At 69.1% G+C, this 16,157-nt stretch carries 14 protein-coding genes; 8 read left to right on the plus strand and 6 right to left on the minus strand.

What is annotated here, in order from left to right; genetic code table 11:
• Positions 1-169: 169 nt before the first annotated feature.
• From LV75_RS21685 to LV75_RS21695, 3 genes are read right to left on the minus strand one after another with little or no spacing between them, the layout of a single operon-like run.
• Complete coding sequence (locus LV75_RS21685; RefSeq protein WP_253888819.1) at positions 170-1,282, minus strand: XdhC family protein; 1,113 nt, start codon at positions 1,280-1,282, stop codon at positions 170-172.
• Positions 1,275-2,372, minus strand: a complete 1,098-nt coding sequence (locus LV75_RS21690) for a vWA domain-containing protein (RefSeq protein WP_253888820.1) — start codon at positions 2,370-2,372, stop codon at positions 1,275-1,277. Before LV75_RS21690 ends, LV75_RS21685 begins: the two co-directional genes overlap by 8 nt.
• A 34-nt stretch (positions 2,373-2,406) precedes the next feature.
• Positions 2,407-2,706, minus strand: coding sequence for a PadR family transcriptional regulator (locus tag LV75_RS21695; protein WP_253888821.1), 300 nt, complete (start codon positions 2,704-2,706; stop codon positions 2,407-2,409).
• A 279-nt stretch (positions 2,707-2,985) separates the two neighbouring features.
• Here LV75_RS21695 and LV75_RS21700 point away from each other — a divergent pair, with 279 nt between their 5' ends.
• Both LV75_RS21700 and LV75_RS21705 read left to right on the plus strand, forming a co-directional pair.
• The gene (locus LV75_RS21700; protein ID WP_253888933.1) at positions 2,986-6,858 is read left to right on the plus strand and encodes a Pls/PosA family non-ribosomal peptide synthetase; all 3,873 of its coding nucleotides are present in this window, start codon (positions 2,986-2,988) and stop codon (positions 6,856-6,858) included.
• A 32-nt stretch (positions 6,859-6,890) separates the two neighbouring features.
• Positions 6,891-8,252 carry a M1 family metallopeptidase gene (locus LV75_RS21705; protein ID WP_253888822.1) on the plus strand — a complete coding sequence of 454 codons (1,362 nt, stop codon included), beginning with the start codon at positions 6,891-6,893 and terminating at the stop codon, positions 8,250-8,252.
• Between the two features lie 272 nt (positions 8,253-8,524).
• Here the strand turns inward: LV75_RS21705 and LV75_RS21710 are convergent, their stop codons facing one another.
• A complete protein-coding gene (locus tag LV75_RS21710) occupies positions 8,525-9,367 on the minus strand; it encodes an AAA family ATPase (RefSeq protein WP_253888823.1) in 843 nt (280 codons plus the stop codon).
• A gap of 95 nt (positions 9,368-9,462) precedes the next feature.
• Between LV75_RS21710 and LV75_RS21715 the strand changes: the two genes are divergently transcribed.
• From LV75_RS21715 to LV75_RS21740, 6 genes are all read left to right on the plus strand, one after another.
• Entirely contained in the window at positions 9,463-9,684 is a 222-nt protein-coding gene (locus LV75_RS21715; RefSeq protein ID WP_253888824.1) for a PspC domain-containing protein, read from the plus strand.
• A gap of 17 nt (positions 9,685-9,701) precedes the next feature.
• Positions 9,702-10,001, plus strand: a complete 300-nt coding sequence (locus tag LV75_RS21720; RefSeq protein WP_253888825.1) for a hypothetical protein — start codon at positions 9,702-9,704, stop codon at positions 9,999-10,001.
• A gap of 110 nt (positions 10,002-10,111) precedes the next feature.
• Complete coding sequence (locus LV75_RS21725; protein WP_253888826.1) at positions 10,112-10,273, plus strand: hypothetical protein; 162 nt, start codon at positions 10,112-10,114, stop codon at positions 10,271-10,273.
• Between the two features lie 90 nt (positions 10,274-10,363).
• The gene (locus tag LV75_RS21730; RefSeq protein ID WP_253888827.1) at positions 10,364-10,681 is read left to right on the plus strand and encodes a protease inhibitor I42 family protein; all 318 of its coding nucleotides are present in this window, start codon (positions 10,364-10,366) and stop codon (positions 10,679-10,681) included.
• Positions 10,682-10,815: 134 nt separating this feature from the next.
• A complete protein-coding gene (locus LV75_RS21735; RefSeq protein WP_253888828.1) occupies positions 10,816-11,421 on the plus strand; it encodes an RNA polymerase sigma factor in 606 nt (201 codons plus the stop codon).
• Between the two features lie 5 nt (positions 11,422-11,426).
• A complete protein-coding gene (locus LV75_RS21740; protein ID WP_253888934.1) occupies positions 11,427-11,903 on the plus strand; it encodes a carboxypeptidase regulatory-like domain-containing protein in 477 nt (158 codons plus the stop codon).
• A 7-nt stretch (positions 11,904-11,910) separates the two neighbouring features.
• On the opposite strand, the gene LV75_RS21745 is transcribed toward LV75_RS21740, so the two are convergent.
• Positions 11,911-14,148, minus strand: a complete 2,238-nt coding sequence (locus LV75_RS21745; RefSeq protein WP_504923480.1) for a HelD family protein — start codon at positions 14,146-14,148, stop codon at positions 11,911-11,913.
• A gap of 212 nt (positions 14,149-14,360) precedes the next feature.
• Positions 14,361-15,986 (minus strand): chaperonin GroEL, encoded by a 1,626-nt coding sequence (groL, locus tag LV75_RS21750; protein ID WP_253888829.1) that lies wholly within the window; start codon positions 15,984-15,986, stop codon positions 14,361-14,363.
• Positions 15,987-16,157 lie beyond the last annotated feature (171 nt).

The raw sequence follows: 16,157 nt of genomic DNA on the forward strand, positions 1-16,157 counted from the left end.
GGTCAGCCCGGGTGAGCCCGCGGTGCGTGATCGGGCTCACAAACCAGCCTGCCCCGGTTCGCCCGTCCGGACAAGCCCGATCAGCCAGCCTGTGGACAACTCTGTGGACACCTCGTCCCGACCAGGGAGGTATCCGCAGGTCAGCGTGACCATAGCCGCGTCAAGCGGACTACCCGTGGATACGTCCGGACAGGACTGACAGGCGCTGCCCGCCGCCGCCCCAGCGGGTCGCGATGATCTCCGCCGCGATCGACACGGCGGTCTCCTCCGGGGTCCTGGCGCCCAGGTCGAGGCCGATCGGCGAGGCCAGCGCGGCCAGTTCCCCCTCGGTCAGGCCGTCCTCGCGGAGGCGGGCCAGCCGGTCGGCGTGGGTGCGCCGGGAGCCCATGGCCCCCACGTAACCGAGCTCGGCGCGCAGGGCGACCCGCAGGACCGGGACGTCGAACTTCGGGTCGTGGGTGAGCACCGTGACCACGGTGCGCTCGTCGACCCGCCCCTCGGCGAGCTGCCGCTCCAGGTAGCGGTGGGGCCAGTCGACGACGACCTCGTGCGCGCTGGGGAACCGGCTGGTGGTCGCGAAGACCGGTCGGGCGTCGCAGACCGTGACCCGGTAGCCGAGGTAGGCACCCATCCTGGCCATAGCGGCGGCGAAGTCGATCGCGCCGAACACCAGCATCCTGGGCGGTGGTTCGAAGGAGTTCACGAACACCGACATGCCCTCACCACGCCGCTCCCCGTCCGGGCCGTACCCGAGCATGGCGGTGCGGCCCGCAGCGAGCAGGCCGCGGGCGTCATCGACGATGGCCGCGTCGACCCGGTCGGATCCAGCGCTACCGGTATGCCGGTCAGTCCAGACCAAGATCCGCCTACCCAGCCTCTTGGGGTCGCTATGGGTGACGACAGTGGCAACGGCGACAGGTACCTCTGCCTGGACGGACTCGGCGAGCTGTTCGAACTCGGGGAAGGTGTCGGCGGCGATGCGTTCTACGTAGATATCGATGATCCCGCCGCAGGTCAGACCCACTGCGAAAGCGTCGTCATCGCTGATGCCGTAGCGCTGGAGGACAGGGTGGCCAGTGTCGAGAACGTCCTTGCCGAGTTCGTAGACGGCCCCCTCCACGCATCCTCCGGAGACACTGCCGGTGACGGTGCCATCGGGGGCGACAACCATCGCCGCGCCGGGAGACCTCGGCGCGGAAGAGAAGGTGGCGACGACGGTGCCTAGCGCTACCGGCTCACCCGACTGGTAGCGGCGTAGGACCTCGTCGAGCACGTCACGCACGGCGAACCTCCCGGAGCAGGAGATCGAGTGTGGCCACGCTGTGGCCCGCGAGCAACCTGTCGATGTGCGGTAGCGCTACCGCGATGCCGGACTGCACGGGCTGGTAGACCGGTGACCCTGCGTGTGGGTTGACCCAGAACACCCGGTACGCGAGGCGGCTCAACCTGGCCATCTGCGCGGCGAGCAGAGAGGGGTCGCCGCGTTCCCACCCGTCGGAGAACAGCACGACCACGGCCTGCCTCGCGACGCCCCGTTGACCCCACCTGTCCAGGAACGCCCGGAGGGTCTCACCAAGCCGGGTACCGCCAGCGAAGTCGGGCACGGCACGAGCGGCACCGGTAAGAGCCTGTTCGGGGTCGCGCTGGCGTAGTTGGCGGGTGAGTCTCGTCAGGCGGGTCCCGAGGGTGAAGACCTCGGTGGGCGCACGGCGGGCCATGGCGTGGGCGAACCGCAGCAGCGCATCGGCGTAAGGCGTCATCGAGCCGGACACGTCGACCAGCAGGACCACGCGACGGGGTTTGCTGGCGCGGCGCTTGCGGGCGATGCGCATCGGCTCGCCGCCGGTCGCCCGCATCATCCGCAAGGTGCGGCGCTCGTCGACCCGCCCCCGCCGGTTGGGTCGCCATCGCACCGCAGGTCGCTGGGGTGGTTCGGGGCGAAGAAGGTCGATCATCTCCCGTAGGTGAGCCCGCTCTGCCGCCGTGAGGTCGGAAATGTCCCGATGACGCAAGACCTCGGCTGAGCTGGCCAGCGGGTCTATTTGCACAGCGCTCTCACCATCGGCAGAACTACCTGCGACCAGGGCGGCGATGTGCCCTCGCTTGGGTCGGGGGTCTCGGGTAGGTCTGATAGCGCGTGGGGTGTCTCCGGTGAACCAAGCGTGGAAGGCGCTGTCATAGCGCGGCAGGTCGTCCGGCTCCGAGCACAAGGTGAGCCTGCCTGCCCAGTAGACCTGGGTGACGTCGGCAAGGTCTAGCAGATCCACTGCTGCCAGGTAGCCCCTTACGCGCTCAGGACCGCAGGCCACGCCAGCGGCTCGCAAAGCCACAGCGAACCCAACGAGGCCGGGGAGCGGGTCGATCTGACTCACCCCCGCAGTGTGCCCCAGGTCACCCACCTGCTGCTCACGCCACGTCCGCGGCCAACTCCGCCAACACGGCCTTGCAGTCCGTAAGGACCTTCTTGCCGCGCTTGGTCGTGCGGTAGCGGCGGACCCGCCTGCCATCGACGACCTCGATACGCGACTTGAGCAGCCCGGCCTCCTGCAGCCGGTGCAGCAGCGGGTACAGCATGCCCGGCGACACCCGGTGCCCCCTGAGCGCCAACTCCTCGGTCAGCCAGGCACCGTGAACCTCCTCGTTGGCCGCGTAGCGCAGCACCCGCAACCGCAGGGCACCGTTGGCGAACTCCCGGACCACATCCATCGCTCTACGATATCGCATCACGATATCGAGTGGGATATCCGGGGAAAACTCCAGTACACACCGGTCAACAGCGCTAAATATCGCGAACCGATATCTGATCGCGATAAGAAAAACGTTGTGGCACAAGGGTGTGAACCGCGACACGTCGGTAATAGATCGACGAGACAGGTCGATGTCATGACCGGTAACGTGCTCTGGTCGTGGGCGCCGAAACGCCCACGACCAGGGACAACCGCCCCTGGAAGCCACACCGAAAAGGTGAGAAATGCGTTCGCCGCGATGACGATGGTCCACCCCCCGGCTCCTCTGCTCACCGCCCTCGACCCCCTCGCCGACGCCGCGGCGCTCGGGCTCGCCGTGTTCCGCGCGGGCCCCGAGAGCGCACCGCGCACCCTGATCGACGTGCTGAACGCGACCGCGGCGGGCAACCCCGACGCGGACGCCATCGACGACGGCACCACCGTGCTCAGCTACCGCGCCCTGCTCACCGAGGTCGGTGCCCTGGCCGCGCGGCTGGCCGACGCGGGTGTCGGCCGCGGCGACCGGGTCGGTGTCCGCGCCCCGTCCGGCACCGCCGACCTGTACATCAACATCCTCGCCACGCTGGCCGCGGGCGCCGCGTACGTGCCGGTCGACTTCGACGACCCGGCCGAGCGCGCCGAGCTGGTCTTCGGTGAGGCAAACGCTTGCGTGGTCCTCGGCGAGCACCGTTCCATCACCGTCCTGGCCACCCCGCGCGGCCTCCCCGGCGCACCTACGCCCGAAGACGACGCGTGGATCATCTTCACCTCGGGCTCCACCGGTAAGCCCAAGGGCGTCGCGGTGAGCCACCGCAGCGCTGCCGCGTTCGTAGACGCTGAGGCGGACCTGTTCCTCGCGGACGAGCCCATCAACGCTGACGACCGCGTCCTGGCAGGCCTATCTGTCGCTTTCGACGCCTCTTGCGAAGAGATGTGGCTGGCCTGGCGCAACGGGGCGTGCCTCGTAACTGCGCCGCGCGCTCTTGTGCGTACCGGCGTCGACCTGGGTCCGTGGCTGGTCGAGAAGGCCATCACCGTGGTGTCGACCGTGCCGACGTTGGCCGCGCTGTGGCCCGCCGACGCCCTCGACGACGTCCGGCTGCTGATTTTCGGTGGCGAGGCTTGCCCGCCTGAGCTGGCTGAGCGGCTCGCGATCGAAGGCCGCGAGGTGTGGAACACCTACGGCCCCACCGAGGCGACTGTGGTGGCTTGTGGCGCCCGCATGACGGGTGTGGGGCCGGTGCGCATCGGCCTGCCCCTCGACGGCTGGGAGTTGGCCGTCGTCGACGAGGCGGGCGACCTGGTGCCGATGGGTGCCATCGGCCAGCTCGTCATCGGTGGCGCGGGCCTGGCCCGCTACCTGGACCCGGTGAAGGACGCCGAGAAGTTCGCGCCGCTGCCCGCGCTGTCGTGGGACCGCGCGTACCGCAGCGGCGACATGGTCAAGGCCGAACCGGAAGGGCTGCTGTTCCTCGGCCGGGCCGATGAGCAGATCAAGCTCGGCGGTAGGCGCATCGAGCTCGGCGAGGTGGACGCCGCTCTGCAGGGCCTGCCGAACGTCGCAGGCGCTGCCGCCGCTGTTCGCACCACCTCGGCGGGCAACCAGCTCCTTGTCGGCTACGTCGTCGCGACTGAAGGCTTCGACGCCGACGCCGCTGTCGAGCGACTGCGGACAGAGCTGCCCGCGGCGCTGGTCCCGCTGATCGCCAAGGTCGACACGCTGCCGACGCGCACTTCCGGCAAGGTCGACCGCAACGCCCTGCCGTGGCCGCTGGACCTCGACACCTCCGAGGTCGACACGGCAGCGCTGACCGACACGCAGCGCTGGCTGGCCGGGCTCTGGCGCGACCTGCTCGGGGTCGCGGTGAGCAGCCCGAAGGCTGACTTCTTCGCGAACGGCGGCGGCAGCCTGTCCGCGGCCCAGCTGGTCTCGAAGATCCGCGAGCAGTACGCGAGCATCGCGGTCGCCGACCTCTACCAGCACCCCACGCTGGGCAAGCTCGCCGACCACATCGATGCCGCTGCGGCCAGCACCCAGATCGACCGGGTAGTCATGCCGACGCCGCGCAGCGCCCAGGTCATCCAGACCCTGTTGACCCTGCCGATGCTGACGATCGTCGGCGCCAGGTGGGTTGTCGCGCTGGCCGCGGTGAACAACATCTTGGGCTTCTCGTGGGCGCCCCACGTGTCGTGGTGGCTTGTCCTCGCGGGCTGGTTCGTCTTCCTGAGCCCGTGGGGCCGCATGACCCTCGCGGCCGGTAGTGCACGACTGCTGCTGCGGGGCGTGAAGCCGGGCTCCTACCCGCGTGGTGGCAGCGTCCACCTGCGGTTGTGGGCAGCCGAGCGGATCGTGGACCTCACCGGCGCCGCTGGGCTCCAAGGCGCGCCGTGGATGACCCACTACGCGCGTGCACTCGGCGCGCGGATCGGTGACGAGGTCGACCTGCACTCCCTGCCGCCGGTCACCGGCATGCTGCGTCTCGGCCGCGGTGCGGCTATCGAGCCCGAGGTAGACCTATCTGGCCACTGGCTGGACGGGGACGTGCTGCACATCGGCCAGGTGCGGGTGGATGCCCACGCCACGGTCGGCGCGCGCAGCACGCTGTTCCCGGGTTCGCGGGTCGGTAAGCGTGCCGAGGTCGCTGCGGGCTCTGGCGTGCTTGGCGCTGTTCCCGCTGGTCAGCGTTGGTCAGGGTCACCGGCCACCCGCACCGGCAAGGCAGGTGCGACCGGCTCTCGCCCCGCGCGCCGTCGCCGCTGGGTGGCGATCTACGCGATGACGTCGTTCGTGCTGAGTGTGCTGCCGATCGCGGCAGCCGTACCGGCGCTGCTCGTGCTGTCGGCGTTCCTCGACGGGACGACGACGCTCGGTGAGGCGACTGTCCAGGCGATGGTGGCCGTACCTGCTGTGACGCTGACGTGGATGGCCGCTTATGCGCTGCTCATCCTGGTCTTGGTGCGCTTGCTGTCCATCCGTCTGCGGGCAGGCAAGCACGCCGTGCACAGCCGTGTCGCGTGGCAGGCTTGGGCTACCGAGCGGCTGATGGAGATGGCTCGCTCTGGGCTGTTCCCCATGTACGCGAGTCTGCTCACCCCGGTCTGGCTGCGCGCGCTTGGCATGAAGGTCGGCAAGCGGGTCGAGGCCTCGACGGTCTTGGCGCTGCCGAGCATGACCACCGTTGGCGACGGGGCCTTCCTCGCCGACGACACGATGATCGGCTCTTACGAGCTCGGCGGTGGTTGGCTGCGTATCGGCGAGGCGAGCATCGGTAAGCGTGCCTTCCTGGGCAACTCCGGCATGACCGCTCCAGGTCGGGCCGTTCCCAAGCGTGGCCTGGTCGGCGTGCTGTCTTCGACGCCGAAGAAGGCCAAGGCAGGCTCGTCCTACCTCGGCATGCCACCGATGAAGCTGCCGCGCACCGTTGAGGATGCCGACGAGAGCAAGACCTTCAACCCGCCCCGGCGGCTTGTGGTCGCTCGCGCGCTGGTTGAGGTGTGCCGCGTAGTGCCGGTCATGGCTTCGACCGCTCTGCTGTTCCTCGTCGCGGCAGGTCTGACTTACGCCGGTTTCTGGCTGGGCCTCGCGGTCGCTGGTCTTCTGCTGTTCGGCGCCGGTGTTGTCGCCTGTGTGGTGGCCATCGCGGCGAAGTGGGCGCTGGTGGGTCGCTTCGGCACCGTGGACCGTCCGCTGTGGAGTTCGTTCGTCTGGCGCAACGAGTTGGCGGACACCTTCGTCGAGATGCTCGCCGTGCCGTGGACCGCGACCTGGACGAACGGCACGCCGCTGCTGTCGGTGTGGCTGCGCGGCCTGGGTGCCCGGATCGGCAAGGGCGCGTGGGTGGAGACCTACTGGCTGCCGGAGTCCGACCTGGTCCGCGTCGGCGACGGCGCCACGGTCAACCGCGGCTGCGTGCTGCAGACCCACCTGTTCCACGACCGCGTCATGAGCATGGCGCCGGTGACCGTCGGCGACGGCGGCACGCTCGGCCCGCACGGGATCGTGCTGCCCGGCGCGTCGATCGGCGAACGGGCGACGGTGGGCCCGGCGTCGCTGGTCATGCGGGGTGAATCGGTACCGGACGGCAGCCGCTGGCTGGGCAACCCGATCGCCGCGTGGCCGGGCAACCGCTGACCCCGGCCCCGGTCGTCATGTTGAATGTGGGTATGAGCGCCAAGGCTGACCCGGCTCGCGCCGGGCAGCCCGGCGCGAGCACGTCACTGGACCCCTACCTGCCCAACCACGGCAACGGTGGCTACCAGGTCTCGCACTACGACCTGGAGCTGACCTATCGCGTCGGGCCGGGCAGGCTCGACGGTCGCGCCCGGATCACCGCGGTGGCCACGCAAGCTCTGTCGAGGTTCAGCCTGGACTTCGCGGGGTTGCGCAGCAGCAAGGTCACCATCAACGGCAAGCCCGTCCGGCACGCGCAGCGCGGTAAGAAGCTGCACATCACCCCGAACAGGGCTCTACCAGACGGAACCAGGTTCACCGTCGAGATCCGGTACGTAGGCTCACCGGCGCCGATTCCCAGTCACTGGGGCGAAATCGGGTGGGACTACCTCGACGACGGCGTGATCGTCGCGAGCCAGCCGGTAGGCGCGCCTTCGTGGTTTCCGTGCAACGACCATCCCAGCGATAAGGCGACCTACGGGATCTCGGTAGCAGTCGCCTCTTCGTACCAGGTGGTGGCTACCGGGGTCTTAGAGTCCAAGCAGTCCTCGGCCAGCATGACCACATGGGAGTTCCGGCTCTCCCAGCCGACACCGACCTACCTCGTCAGCGTCCAAATCGGACGGTACACCGAGTCGTCGTTCGCGACCGTGCCGATGATGCACGCCGCGGTGCCCGCCCGGCTCGCCGCGCCGTTCGAGCACGACTTCGGCCGCCAGCCCAGGATGCTGGTCGAGTTCGAGCGGATGTTCGGCCCGTACCCGTTCGAGCAGTACGGGGTGGTCGTGGTCGACGCCGAACTGGACGCGCCGATCGAGGCGCAGTCGCTGTCGGTCTTCGGCAGCAACCACGTCGACGGTGTGCGCGGCAGCGAGCGGTTGGTCGCGCACGAGTTGGCGCACCAATGGTTCGGCAACAGCCTCACAGTGGCGCAGTGGCGACACATCTGGCTCAACGAGGGTTTCGCGAACTACGCGGAATGGTTGTGGTCAGAGGTGTCCGGCGGCGAGCCTGCCGAGTTCCACGCACGACGCGCGTGGCGCCAACTGTCTGAGCTACCGCAGGACCTACGCATCGCCGACCCGGGTACCCGTCACCTCTTCGACGACCGCGTCTACCTACGCGGTGCCGTCACCCTGCACGCCCTTCGCCTGCGTCTAGGCGACGAGCAGTTCTTCGCACTGCTGAGGGTGTGGACCTCGGCGCACCGGCACAGCACGGTCACGACCGACGAGTTCACCACATTGGCGCAACGGCACACCCCGTGGCCGTTGACCGAACTGTTCGCGGGCTGGCTGCTCTCCCCCATCCTGCCCGCGTTTCCACGCCGAACGCCTGGCGCGGACCGGGAGTAGTGTTACTGATCCGCGCCAGGTGTGCCTTTCGCGGCCGCGCGGCTAATGAGGCCGGGCGCGAAAGGCACCGGTGACGGCGTTCGGGAAAACCGGAGGGGCCCTGTCGGGCCGCACTCGGGATGAGCGCACCACGGCGCCGCCACGCGCCAACACCCACCCGGACCACCCACCGCGAACGGTGACCTCCGGCTTGGTTTCCCACCACCATGATGCACCCCGAAACCCGCTCTGACGAGCGATTTTCCGCGCCGGCAGCCCGTGACCTAGCGTGATCAGCCCGCGAGGAGCGCGTCCAACCCGGCGGCCACGACCCGATCGACGTCCTCGCGGTACTTCAGAACCGCGCCCAACGTCAGCGCGGCCGTAGACACATCGACCGTGTCGCGTCCCAGTGCGATAAGAGCGGCTGCCCAGTCAATCGTCTCCGCCACCCCCGGCGGCTTCAACAGCTCCATCTCACGCAACCGTCGCACGGCAGTAACAACCTGCGTCGCCAACCGCTCTCCCAAGCCCGGCAACCGCTTCCGCAGAATGGCGAGTTCGCGATCCAGCGAGGGGTGATCTAGCCAGTGGTAGAGACATCGGCGCTTAAGAGCGTCGTGCACCTCTCGCGTCCGGTTCGACGTAAGCACCACTAGCGGCGGAGATGCGGCGCGGATCTCGCCGAGCTCCGGCACGGTCACGGCGCTCTCGCTCAAGACCTCCAGCAGGAACGCCTCGAACTCGTCGTCCGCCCGGTCGATCTCGTCGACCAGCAACACGCAAGGCGACTCCAGCGCCCGCAGCAGCGGCCGGGCAAGTAGGAACTTCCGGGTGTAGAGCGACTCGACCGACGTACCTGCTCTTAGCTCAAGAAGCTGCCGGGGGAAGTCCCACTCGTAGAGCGCTTGCGTGGCATCGATGCCCTCGTAGCACTGAAGCCGCACAAGCTCGACGTCCAACGCTGAGGCCAGTGCCGTCGCGAGGGCTGTCTTACCCGTGCCGGGCTCCCCTTCGCAGAACAGCGGACGCCCCATCGCCACGGCGAGGTAGGCGGCCGTGGCAAGACCCTCGTCGGCCAGGTACCCGACCCGGTCGAGCGCGCTGGCCATCTCCGCCGGAGTCCGGACCCGCATGCGGGTCACCCTAGCCCCGCCCCGGACCCGACCCCTAGTCCGGAACCCGGGCTCTCCCCGATGGCGGGACGCCGCTGACCAGCCACTCTTGAGTCATGACGAACGACATGTACACGAAGGTCAACGAGCACACCCGCAAGTTCCGCCGCAGCCGCTCCGACCGGATGGTGGCGGGCGTCTGCGGCGGCATCGCCCGGGCGATGGGGGTCGAGGCGCCGATCGTGCGCATCGGCCTGGTCGCCGCGACGCTGCTGGGCTTCGGCACCGGCGCGGTCATCTACCTGGCCTGCTGGATCCTGCTCCCCGAGGAGGACTGAGCGGTTAGGGTCGGTGGGTGGCCGACCAGCGGACCGGGACCGCCCGGGTCTTCGTCCTGATCACCTCGGCCGCGGTGTTCGCCGCCGGTGGGGTGCTCTGCTTCCTCGTCCTGCTGTTCGGCCCCGCGGTCCGCGACGGTCACCCCGTCGCCGGGGCCGTCGCGTACACGGTCCTCAGCCTCGCCACCGCGGCCACCGCGGTGGCGATCGCCGTTAGGGCCATCAGCGCCCGCCAGGTCGTCCTGGGCGGCTGCGCGGCCCTGCTGGTGGGAACGCTGGTGGCCGCGGGAGCGATGGTGTGGTTGATGACCGGGTGAGTGACAAAAACGTGCCACGTCACAAACCGGCCAAGGCTTGTTTGTATCCCGCGGGCCCGCCGTGACTCTTTACCGGTGTCTGAGTAGAACTACTCGCCCACGGAGCCACCATGAGCCAGCACACCACCACGCGGGGCACCCCGTGGCCGCTGGCGGCGCCCGGGGCGGGCACGGCGGCGGTCCTGGCGGTCACCAGCCCGCACGCCGGGTTCGACCAGCGGGAACACGGTCACGCGGGCGCGCTCGGTCACACCGACCGGGCGCGGGCGTGACCACGGCGGCCCCCGGTGGCCGGACGGGTGCAGGGGACCTGTCCGGCCACCGGGTCGCCCGTGCGGGCCGCAGCGGAGGGGGAGCACGTCGTGGCGCTGGTGCAGCTGTCCGCTCAGGACGCGGAGCGGCCAACCGAGTTGCACCGGGGGGATACCGTCGAGTTGCGACTCCCGGAGTCCGCGACCACCGGCTTCCGGTGGCGCTGGTGGCTCCCGGAAGCACTGCGCATGATCGCCGACGAGCACATCCCGGCGACGGTCGGCGCGGGTGCGCCGGGCTCCGCTGGCGAGCGGCGGCTCGCCTTCGACGTGACCACGTCGGGGCAGCACGAACTCCGGGCCGAACTGGCCAGACCGTGGGAAGGGCAAGCGCGACAGGCCTTGACGTTCGTCCTGCACGCGCGTTAGTGACACTGGTGGAGTACACCTTCACCCGAACGAGTGAGTCAGGATGGGCCGGGACGCACAGACCTGCCATCGGACGATGTAGCCAGTGCCACGACGGTGCACGACCCCGGCAGACGGAGAATGGGGTGGGAGCGGTGACCGAGCTCCACGCGACGAGGACGAACCCGCCGTGGGAGGGCCTGGAGGGTACCGAGCGGCACGCCGCGTGCGTGATCGCCGCTCGCGAGGGCCGCAAGGGGGCGCTCGACGTCCTGGTGGCCGAACTGACCCCGTTGGTGTGGCACATCGCCAGAGGCGCCGGGCTGGACCGCTCGGCGGCCGAGGACGTCGCCCAGACCGTGTGGCTGGCGCTGCTGCGCCACGTCGACTCGATCGCCGAGCCGAGGGCGGTGGTCGGGTGGCTGATCACCACCACCCGGCGCGAGGCCAAGCGCACCAGGCAGCGCTCGGCCACCCAGTTCGAACTGCCCCCGGAGGTGGCCGAGCACGTTCCGAGCACCGAGCCGCAGCCGGAGGCCGAGGCGTTGCGCACCGAGCGCGACCACACCCTGTGGTCGGCGTTCCACCGGCTCGACCAGCGCTGCCAGGAGCTGCTCCGGCTCACCGTGCTGGCCGGTCGCGCGGAGTACAAGGTCGTTGCCGAGGTGCTGCGGATGCCGCACGGCAGCATCGGACCGACGCGGGGTCGTTGCCTCAACGCACTGCGCGCGCTGTACGACAATGGGGATGGTGGCAGATGAGGACCATGGACGACTACGAGATGGACCCCGCCGAGCAGGAGTACTGGCTGGCCCAGGTCGCCAGGCTGGTCGACGAGCTCGACCCGGTCCCATCGGGTCTGGTCGAGCGGGCCCAGTTCGCCATCGACCTCGAGGACATCGACGCCGAGGTGGAGCTGGAGGCCGCGCGGTGGGCCGACCAGCGCCCGCTGGCCGGTGTCCGCGGCGGCGCGCCGGGGACGATCACCTTCTTCGTCGGCGACCTGACCGTCATGGTCAACGTGACCAGGACCGGCGAGAAGCAGCGCATCGACGGGTGGCTGGTGCCCGCGGGTGAGCACGGGGTGGAGGTCCGCGTGGCCGACCACGGCTCGACCGCGACCACGGCCGACGAGGGTGGTCGGTTCGTGCTCACGGAGGTGCCGCGGGGCACCACGCAGATCCTGGTGCGGATGAACGGTGGCAAGCCGCGCACCGTCGTCACCCCTACCGTCGAGCTCTAACGGCCTCTTAGGCAAGCCTGCTCAGGGCAGCAGGCAGGTCCGTCGAGCTCACTACGCCGACCCACTGGGTCGCCCGAGTGAGCGCTACGTAGAGGTCGTTGAGTCCGCGCTCGGACTCGTCGACGATGGCAGCAGGTTCAACAACGAGCACGCCATCGAACTCCAAGCCTTTGGACTGCCGGACAGTCAGCACAACGACCCGGCTCTCCAGTTCGAGTCGCTCTCCCACTGCCGCGTCGGGCATCCGCGCGAGCACTGTCTGACCTACCTCTTCGACCAGCGCCGCAGGCACGAGTACCGCCACTGTTCCGGGGTGGTCCTCAGCGGCCAAGTCCGCCACAGTGCCAGGCAGGTCGGTGTGGGCCACTCGCCGCGACCACGGCTCGACGCCGGTTTCCCGTACCGAGCTGGGTGGGACCAACCCCGTCTTCAGCGCGGCAAGTACATCAGAGGCGACGGCCATAATCTCCGCAGGAGTGCGGTAATTGACCGAAAGTTCCGTGAGGCGCCAGCGGTCTTCGACATACGGGGCCAAGATGCCCGCCCAGGTGTCGGTACCGGCTAGATCCCCGGTCTGGGCAACGTCGCCGACGAGCGTCATCGACCTTGTAGGGCAACGGCGCATCAGGACCCGCCAGGCCATAGCGGACAGCTCTTGTGCCTCGTCCACGATGACGTGTCCGAACGTCCAGGACCGGTCCGCCGCAGCACGCTCAGCGGCGGTGCGGTGGTCTTCGTCGTCGTATCGCTCGGCGAGGCGGCTCGCGTCGATGAGGTCGTAGGCGGTGAGGATGTCCGGGTCGGCGTCGTCTTCCATCTGGAGGATGTCCAAGACGCCTTGCGCGTAGTCCTGCTCGTCGCGGCGACGGCGCTCGGCGGCGGCGCGCTCGGCCCGGTCGTCCACACCGAGCCATTCGGCGGCCTCGTCGAGCAGCGGGGCGTCCGCGGCGGTCCAACCGAGCCGGGGCGACCTCAACAGCAGCGCCCGGTCTTCCTCGCTGAGGTCAGGTAGGGCCGTCTCAAGCCGTTCGGCGGACGCGTAGAGGTCTGTGAGCAGTTGCTGCGGCGTCAGTTGCGGCCATAGAGCCTCAATCGCGTCCTGCACGGCGTCATCGGCCGCCAACTCGCGACGGATGTCGGCCATGTCCCCCTCGTCGAGGAACTCGGCGCCGAGTCGGTTGGCCTCTTGTCTGGTCAACGCCGCGACGATGGCCTCGGCGAACAGCGGGCGGGCCTCGTTGTGCGGGCGGCGGGTGCGTCTGGCCCGGCTTCTTGCCGCAGTGATGGTGGCCTGGTCGAGCACCATCTCTTCCCGTTCGACGATGAGGACCATGGGGTCCTCAGGCACCTCTTGCCTGTCCGCCACCGCGCGGCGCACGGCCTCCACCATCTCTATGCGGCCCTTGATCTCCGCTGCCCGGGCTGGTTCGGGACGGTGCCCGCGAACACCGGGATAGAGGTCGCCAACGGTCTGAAGGAGCACGCCGGTCTCACCGAGGGACGGTAGGACCTGCCCGATGTACTTGAGGAATGTCGCGTTAGGACCAACGATCAGCACACCGCGGCGGGACAACTGCTGGCGGTAGGTATAGAGCAGATACGCGGCACGGTGGAGCGCCACCGCCGTCTTACCGGTGCCCGGGCCGCCTTGTACGACGAGAACACCGTTGAGTCCCGAACGGATGATCTCGTCCTGCTCGGCCTGGATGGTCTCGACGATGTCGGACATGCGGCCGGTCCTGGTGGCGTTCAGTGCCGAGAGCAGTGCGGCCTCGCCGACCACGCCCGCGGCGGCGCCGTCCTGGCCGTCGACGAGGTCGAGCACCTCGTCGTCGATGCCGGTGACCTTGCGCCGGGACGTGCGGATGTGGCGGCGCCTGCGCACCCCGTCCGGGGAGGCGGCGGTGGCCAGGTAGAACGGCCTGCTCGCCGGCGCGCGCCAATCCATCAGCAGCGGTTCGTAGTCGCCTTCGGAGTCGAACAACCCAATGCGGCCGACATAGCTGCGGGCCCCATCAGCGAAATCGAGCCTGCCGAAGCACAATCCGTTCTCGGCGGCACCGTATTGCGCCAACTGCTCGCTGTAATGCGAGGTCGCCGCGTCCCGCTGGGTCATCGCCTGCGGGTTGCTGCTGGTCTCCCGCAGGGTCCTGGCCAGGCGGGAGTCGGTGTCGGCCCGCAACCGGTCGAGGTGCGCGTAGAGCATGCTGACGTAGTCCTGCTCCACGTCGAGCTCGGTTGACAACCGTCCTCCAATTGCCTTATAATCGCCACTAGCCGCATTTGTCTCGGCTATTCACACACCGATTCCCCAATGTAGCGCATCCATTCTTGGTATGCCGCCCGCCGGTCGGTGCTGTCCCGAAACCACCGTTGTCCGCTCGCTCGCGCGCTGCCCCGGCAACGCGAAAGGCCCGGTCCCCGAGGGGACCGGGCCTTGTCGGCTTGGGGCGTGGCTCAGAAGTCCATGCCGCCGGTGGGGTCGCCACCGCCAGCCGGGGCCGAAGCCTTCTCCGGCTTGTCGGCGACAACGGCCTCGGTGGTGAGGAACAGCGCGGCGATCGACGCGGCGTTCTGCAGCGCCGAGCGGGTCACCTTGGTCGGGTCCGGCACGCCAGCGGCGAGCAGGTCCTCGTAGACACCGGTCGCGGCGTTGAGGCCGTGGCCCTGCGGGAGGCCCTTGACCTTCTCCACCACGACGCCACCCTCGAGACCGGCGTTGATCGCGATCTGCTTGAGCGGCGCCTCGACGGCGACCTTGACGATGTTGGCACCGGTGGCCTCGTCGCCCTCGAGCTTCAGGCCCGCGAACGCGGCCTCGGCGGCCTGCAGCAGGGCCACGCCGCCACCGGCGACGATGCCCTCCTCCACGGCGGCCTTGGCGTTGCGCACCGCGTCCTCGATGCGGTGCTTGCGCTCCTTGAGCTCGACCTCGGTGGCGGCACCGGCCTTGATGACGGCCACGCCGCCCGCGAGCTTCGCCAGGCGCTCCTGGAGCTTCTCGCGGTCGTAGTCGGAGTCCGACTTCTCGATCTCGGCGCGGATCTGGTTCACCCGGCCCTGGATCTGCTCGGCGTCACCAGCGCCCTCGACCACGGTGGTCTCGTCCTTGGTGACGACGACCTTGCGGGCCTTGCCCAGCAGCGCGATGTCGGCGTTCTCCAGCTTGAGGCCGACGTCCTCGCTGATGACCTGGCCACCGGTGAGGATGGCGATGTCCTGCAGGATCGCCTTGCGGCGGTCGCCGAAGCCGGGGGCCTTGACCGCGACCGACTTGAAGGTGCCGCGGATCTTGTTGACGACCAGGGTCGCCAGCGCCTCGCCCTCGACGTCCTCGGAGATGATCAGCAGCGGCTTGCCGGACTGCATGACCTTCTCCAGCAGCGGGAGCAGGTCCTTGACCGAGGAGATCTTGGAGCCGAACAGCAGGATGTAGGGGTCCTCGAGGACCGCTTCCTGGCGCTCGGGGTCGGTCACGAAGTAACCGGAGATGTAGCCCTTGTCGAAGCGCATGCCCTCGGTGAGCTCGAGCTCCATGCCGAGGGCGTTGCTCTCCTCGACGGTGATGACGCCTTCCTTGCCCACCTTGTCGAGCGCCTCGGCGATCAGCTCGCCGATGGTGGTGTCGCCAGCGGAGATGGACGCGGTGGCCGCGATCTGCTCCTTGGTCTCGACCTCCTTGGCGGACTTGTGCAGCTGCTCGATGACGGCCTCGACGGCCTGCTCGATGCCGCGCTTCAGCGACAGCGGGTCAGCGCCAGCGGCGACGTTGCGCAGGCCCTCGCGCACGAGCGCCTGGGCGAGCACGGTCGCGGTGGTCGTACCGTCACCGGCGACGTCGTCGGTCTTCTTCGCGACCTCCTTGACCAGCTCGGCCCCGATCTTCTCCCACGGGTCCTCGAGCTCGATCTCCTTCGCGATCGACACGCCGTCGTTGGTGATGGTCGGCGCGCCCCACTTCTTCTCGAGCACGACGTTGCGGCCCCTCGGGCCGAGCGTCACCTTGACGGCGTCGGCGAGGGTGTTCAGTCCGCGCTCGAGACCGCGACGCGCTTCCTCGTCAAACGCGATCAACTTGGCCATTGCGGTGTGGTCCTCCATCGGATGGATACACGTAAGCGCGGCCAGGCTCGGTGCCCGCGACGGACGACCGGCTGCGACACCGGCCTCACCGTCCCGACCTTTTGGCACTCGGGGACCCCGAGTGCTAGTTCGTGTTTAGCACTCGGGGCACGCGAGTGCAAGAAATGCAGC

This window comes from Actinokineospora diospyrosa, from assembly GCF_024171925.1.
In the GTDB taxonomy this organism is placed as follows: Bacteria; Actinomycetota; Actinomycetes; order Mycobacteriales; family Pseudonocardiaceae; genus Actinokineospora; species Actinokineospora diospyrosa.

Excerpts from the sequence above, each read along its gene's own strand:
- LV75_RS21695 (WP_253888821.1), bottom strand. The coding sequence starts at position 2,706 with ATGGATGTGGTCCGGGAGTTCGCCAACGGTGCCCTGCGGTTGCGGGTG.
- LV75_RS21700 (WP_253888933.1), top strand. The coding sequence starts at position 2,986 with ATGACGATGGTCCACCCCCCGGCTCCTCTGCTCACCGCCCTCGACCCC.
- LV75_RS21705 (WP_253888822.1), top strand. The coding sequence starts at position 6,891 with ATGAGCGCCAAGGCTGACCCGGCTCGCGCCGGGCAGCCCGGCGCGAGC.
- LV75_RS21710 (WP_253888823.1), bottom strand. The coding sequence starts at position 9,367 with ATGCGGGTCCGGACTCCGGCGGAGATGGCCAGCGCGCTCGACCGGGTC.
- LV75_RS21715 (WP_253888824.1), top strand. The coding sequence starts at position 9,463 with ATGACGAACGACATGTACACGAAGGTCAACGAGCACACCCGCAAGTTC.
- LV75_RS21725 (WP_253888826.1), top strand. The coding sequence starts at position 10,112 with ATGAGCCAGCACACCACCACGCGGGGCACCCCGTGGCCGCTGGCGGCG.
- LV75_RS21740 (WP_253888934.1), top strand. The coding sequence starts at position 11,427 with ATGGACGACTACGAGATGGACCCCGCCGAGCAGGAGTACTGGCTGGCC.
- groL (WP_253888829.1), bottom strand. The coding sequence starts at position 15,986 with ATGGCCAAGTTGATCGCGTTTGACGAGGAAGCGCGTCGCGGTCTCGAG.